6 protein-coding genes are annotated in these 4,338 nt (G+C 73.9%); 3 read left to right on the top strand and 3 right to left on the bottom strand.

The genetic code is table 11. From position 1 onward, the window contains the following. Nucleotides 1-31 precede the first annotated feature (31 nt). Nucleotides 32-829, bottom strand: coding sequence for an MHYT domain-containing protein (locus ACFUEL_RS35915; protein WP_380241821.1), 798 nt, complete (start codon nt 827-829; stop codon nt 32-34). A gap of 270 nt (nt 830-1,099) precedes the next feature. On the opposite strand from ACFUEL_RS35915, the gene ACFUEL_RS35910 reads away from it, so the two are divergent. After that, entirely contained in the window at nt 1,100-1,570 is a 471-nt protein-coding gene (locus tag ACFUEL_RS35910; protein WP_380241819.1) for an NTP pyrophosphohydrolase, read from the top strand. Nucleotides 1,571-1,727: 157 nt separating this feature from the next. Here the strand turns inward: ACFUEL_RS35910 and ACFUEL_RS35905 are convergent, their stop codons facing one another. Next, on the bottom strand, nt 1,728-2,051 hold the full coding sequence (locus ACFUEL_RS35905) for a hypothetical protein (RefSeq protein WP_380241817.1): 324 nt from the start codon (nt 2,049-2,051) through the stop codon (nt 1,728-1,730). Between the two features lie 407 nt (nt 2,052-2,458). Between ACFUEL_RS35905 and ACFUEL_RS35900 the strand changes: the two genes are divergently transcribed. Then, a complete protein-coding gene (locus ACFUEL_RS35900; RefSeq protein ID WP_380241815.1) occupies nt 2,459-3,097 on the top strand; it encodes a gamma carbonic anhydrase family protein in 639 nt (212 codons plus the stop codon). Between the two features lie 194 nt (nt 3,098-3,291). Here ACFUEL_RS35900 and ACFUEL_RS35895 read toward each other — a convergent pair whose 3' ends face one another. Then, nucleotides 3,292-3,672: a hypothetical protein gene (locus tag ACFUEL_RS35895; RefSeq protein WP_380241813.1), complete on the bottom strand. Its 381-nt coding sequence runs from the start codon at nt 3,670-3,672 to the stop codon at nt 3,292-3,294. Nucleotides 3,673-3,866: 194 nt separating this feature from the next. Between ACFUEL_RS35895 and ACFUEL_RS35890 the strand changes: the two genes are divergently transcribed. Next, nucleotides 3,867-4,304, top strand: a complete 438-nt coding sequence (locus tag ACFUEL_RS35890; protein ID WP_380241811.1) for a hypothetical protein — start codon at nt 3,867-3,869, stop codon at nt 4,302-4,304. Nucleotides 4,305-4,338 lie beyond the last annotated feature (34 nt).

Raw genomic sequence — 4,338 nt, 5'->3', positions numbered from 1 at the left:
GGTGCGGGGTGCGGGGCGTGAAGCGCTGCCGTCAGTAGCGCTCCTGTCCGAACAGGTCGACCCTGATCGGCTCGACCGCGGGGCCCTCGCCCGGCTCCGGGTCCTGCGGGGAGAGGGCGATCGCGATGCCCGCGACGGCGAGGACCACCATGATGCCGACGGCCAGCGGCAGGACGAACTGCGAGGCGGGCGTGCCGCCGCCGAGGGGGCGGCCGTCGAGGTCGACGGCGACGGCGGCCATCGCGGTGTAGTGCATGGCGACCACCGCGACACCGGCGATCAGCGCGGCGCCGAGCGCGGAGGGCAGGCCCTTGACGTGGAGCGTCATCCACAGCGCGGCGGTGGCGGCCGCGATAGCGATGGCCACCGAGGCGACGACCAGCAGGGTGTCGTAGGAGACCTTGCCCTCGACCTGCATCGCGGCCATGCCGATGTAGTGCATGCCGGCGACGCCGCAGCCGGTGAGCAGGCCGCTGATCAGCAGGGTGCCGGTGCTCTTGCCCCGGTAGCCGACGAAGCCGATGCCGAGGCCGACCACGACGACGGCCACCAGCAGGCTGAGCAGGGTGAGCGGGATGTTGTAGACCAGGCTGGAGGAGTCGACCGTGAAGCCCAGCATCGCGATGAAGTGCATGGACCAGATGCCGCACCCGAACGCCCCGGCGGCCAGCGCCAGCCAACCGAAGCGCTTCTGCGGCCGCAGGGTCATGGCCCGCGCGGTGCAGCGCAGGCCGATGGCGGCCCCGACGCAGGCGATGAGGTACGCCACCACGGGATTCACCCACCCGTACTGAAAGCCGTCGAGGTGGGCCATGGTGTCGTGGTTCATGGAGGGGGGATCCGATCAGAAACGAATGCACGTGCGAGTTTGCCGCAGAGACAATACCGTCCTCCGAAACTTGGTCTGCACCATGGTCCGCGCCCGGCCTTTACCCGACCTTTTCCCGACCTCCGCAATTTTCCGCCTCCGCAATTCCCCGCCCCGTGCTCGGCCCGTGCTCGTCCCGTGCCCGGCCCGCACCCGGCGGCCTGCCGTGACAGGCTGACGGCCGTGGAACGAGACGTGCGGCCGGACGCGCCGCGGGACGCGCGGCAAGACATGGAGCGAGACGTGGACGGACGCCCGGGAGCACCCCTCCCGCTGCTGGTCGTGGACGGGGCCAACGTGGTCGGCTCCGTCCCGGACGGGTGGTGGCGGGACCGCCTGGGCGCGGCCGAACGGCTGCGTGACGCGCTGGTGGGGGCGGCGGCGGACGGGGTGCCCGGAGTGCCGGGGCCGCTGGAGGTGGTGCTGGTGGTGGAGGGCGCGGCGCGCGACGTGACCGGGGTTCCGGGGGTGCGGGTGGTGTCGGCGCCGGGCAGCGGTGACGACCGGATCGTGGAACTGGTGGCAGCGGAGGCCGCGTCCGCACCGGGGCGCCGGCTGCTGGTGGCGACGGCCGACCGTGAACTGCGCGGACGCGTCACCGCCCTGGGCGCGGAGCCGCTCGGCCCGCGCACGGTCCGCCGCCCCTCCCCCGGCCGCACTGGCCGTCCCGACGGACCGGACCTGCCGAACCTCCCGGGCTGACCCGCCGTCCGGCTGACACCGCGCCAGCCGGATTGCCCAGGTGGCAAATTGACGCTTCCATTCCGATTCGGATGCCCCGTCCCCGCCCGAACGGGACCCGCCACCCGGACCGTCCGGAAAGCCGGGACCGTCCGGACAGCCAGGACCGTCCGGACCGTCAGGCCAGTCTGCTCCGGGCGGCGGCCGGGTGGGTGCGGCCCCGGGAGCTGATCGCGGGGCGACTGGGGCGCCGGTCGGGCCTGGCCGGTCGGCCGTCCTCGGCGGGGGCGGGCCGCGCGGCGAGGGCGGCCTTGAGCGCACGGACGGCCAACAGCACGGCGACGGCCGCGAGTTCGGCGGGTTCGGTGGCACCGCGGTCGACGGCGGCGCGCTGGCAGGCCGAGCACCAGACGGCGCTGGCCCGACCGCCGTCCGGGTAGTCCAGGCCCACCGGCACCAGGTAGTGGCAGCCGCACGTCTGGCAGACGAAGAGCAGCCTCATCGCTGCACCACCCCCGAGCCGCCGCACACCGAGCACGGCGACCAGTAGCTGCGCCGCACCGGCTGCTGCCTCCCCTGCGGATCGGTCTCCACCGTGTGTTCCGTCTTCTCCGTCCCGCGCGCCCCGCCGCACCCCGGGCAAGTCTGCTGCTCCGCCATCGGCCACCTCCAGACCACAGACCGTAGCGCGCCGACCCCCCTCCGCGACACCGGTTCGCCCTCGGACCACACTCAAGCTTTGCCCGGCCCGACCCGGATACCGGCTCCCCGCTCCCGGCTCCCGACCGACCGGGCCTCCGGGTGTTCGGGGGTTCGGGGGTTCGGGGGTTCGGACCTTCGGGCAGTGCGCTGGCTGCCGTGTCCGATTTCCGCCAGCCGGCCGGCCGGCGGTGCGCCATGATCGCGCGCATGACCACACACGCGCAGGGCCTGCGCTTCGAGCACCGCGGCGCCGTCCCCCGGGTTCACCCCACCGCCTACGTCGCGCCGACGGCCACCCTGGTCGGCGATGTCCGGATCGGCCCGCGCGCCCGGGTGATGTACGGCGCGGTGCTGGACGCGGAGGGCTCGCGGATCGAGATCGGCGAGGCGGCGGTGGTGTGCGAGAACGCCGTCCTGCGCGCCTCCGCCGTGGTCGCCGACCAGCCGGTACTGGTCGGCGACCACGTCTTCGTCGGCCCGCACGCCACCCTGCTGGGCTGCACCGTGGAACGCGCCTGCTACCTGGCCACCTCGGCCGGCGTGCTGCAGGAGGCGGTGGTGGGCACCGGTTCGGTGGTCGCGGTCGCCGCCCTGGTGCACACCCGGACGGTACTGCCCCCCGAGTACTTCGTCCCGCCGTACACCACCGCCCTCGGCGAACCGGTGCGGCTGCTGGCGCCGGGCGACCCCGAGGTGCCGCAGGCGATCGGACGGCTGGGCTTCGCGGGCACGGCCTTCGGCGTCGACGCCTCCTGGACCGACCGGATCGCCCGGCACGAGCGGATCGCCGAGGTCCGCTCGGCGGAGTTCGGCGCGCACGCGGACGACCGACCGGTGACGGACTGACCCGCCATCAAGCCGACAGGCTGATCGGCTGATCGGCTGACCAGCTGGCCGGTCGACCGGATCCGCGTCTGCGAGCCGACGATCATCAATGGGTTGATCGTCATCAATTGACGAACCCGCATCGCCCGACAACCGTCCGAACCCGCCCGCCCGCCGGACCCGCCCGCCGGATCCGCCCGCCCGCCGGACCGGACTCAGCCCGTCGCGGGGCGCTCCCCGGCGCCCCCCGGCCCGGTCCGCGCGCCGTCCGGCCGGGCTCGCACTGCGCCCGGCTGCTCCGGCGCCGCGTCCGGCCAGTCCGCGGGGGACGCCTCGACGTCGTTGCCGCGCACCCAGACGGTGGAGACCCCGAGCAGGCGGCGCATGACCGCGAAGCCGCCCTCCCAGCCGTCGGGCAGCCGCAGCCGGCCGGAGCGGACGCTGCCGGCGCTGAACCGGGTGTCGCCGCTCTCCAGCACGCCGGTCCAGCCGGGCAGGCCCATCTCCGGGACGTTGCCGGTCAGTTCGGCCTGGACGGGGATCTCCAGTCCGTCGGCCAGCAGCAGGGCGGGGCCCCGGTACACGGGTGAGGTCATGCCTAGAGGGTGCGGGAGGGCCCCGGATCCGCGCAAATCACACAATCCGGTTCGATCCGGACGGTCGAGACCGTTCCGTTGGGTGGAGTACTCCATTCCGTGGCCATTCGGCCACCTTCCGCCACCATCGATGATGCAATATGACATTGCACAGCCGGGAAGGTCTCGGCTGGCGTAGCAACGGGAGAACCCTCATGACCAAGCCCCTGGCCGCCCTGGCCGGTGCGGCAGCCCTGTCGGCGGCCCTCGCCGTCCCGGCGGCGGCAACCACCTCCGACGTCCCGCAGACCACCACCGTGTGCAGCCCGTACGCCCTCCAGGCCGGCCTGGCCACGTACGTCTGCGCGGACCGGACCGGTGACCAGGTCCGGCTGTACGGCACCCTCGCCCTGGCCGGCCCGCCCTCCCCCGGCACCCCGCTGCCGTACCGCAAGGACGTCACCGTCAGCCTGACCGGTACCGCCCCCGCCGGCACGGTCAACCAGTACGTCCTGTTCACCGGTTCCAACCAGCAGGTCGGCGGCGTCGTCGGCACCGTCCCCTGCGACGCTCCCGTCCGGGGCAGCTTCTCGGTGTCCTCCTACCCGCTGGGTGCCGACCCGGTGCAGCTCGACACCGTCATCCCCTGCTGACACCGTCGGCCGGGCCCGCCTCCTTCTCCGGAGG

The sequence above is a fragment of the Kitasatospora sp. NPDC057198 genome (genome assembly GCF_042670125.1).
Lineage (GTDB): Bacteria > Actinomycetota > Actinomycetes > Streptomycetales > Streptomycetaceae > Kitasatospora.
The sequence above is the reverse complement of the archived record's forward strand: the minus strand, read 5'-3'. Positions and strand labels throughout refer to the sequence as shown.

What these genes read in the sequence shown, in the direction of transcription:
- ACFUEL_RS35910 (WP_380241819.1), top strand. Translation starts at nt 1,100, where the DNA reads ATGGAGCGAGACGTGGACGGACGCCCGGGAGCACCCCTCCCGCTGCTG.
- ACFUEL_RS35905 (WP_380241817.1), bottom strand. Translation starts at nt 2,051, where the DNA reads ATGAGGCTGCTCTTCGTCTGCCAGACGTGCGGCTGCCACTACCTGGTG.
- ACFUEL_RS35900 (WP_380241815.1), top strand. Translation starts at nt 2,459, where the DNA reads ATGACCACACACGCGCAGGGCCTGCGCTTCGAGCACCGCGGCGCCGTC.
- ACFUEL_RS35895 (WP_380241813.1), bottom strand. Translation starts at nt 3,672, where the DNA reads ATGACCTCACCCGTGTACCGGGGCCCCGCCCTGCTGCTGGCCGACGGA.
- ACFUEL_RS35890 (WP_380241811.1), top strand. Translation starts at nt 3,867, where the DNA reads ATGACCAAGCCCCTGGCCGCCCTGGCCGGTGCGGCAGCCCTGTCGGCG.
- ACFUEL_RS35915 (WP_380241821.1), bottom strand. Translation starts at nt 829, where the DNA reads ATGAACCACGACACCATGGCCCACCTCGACGGCTTTCAGTACGGGTGG.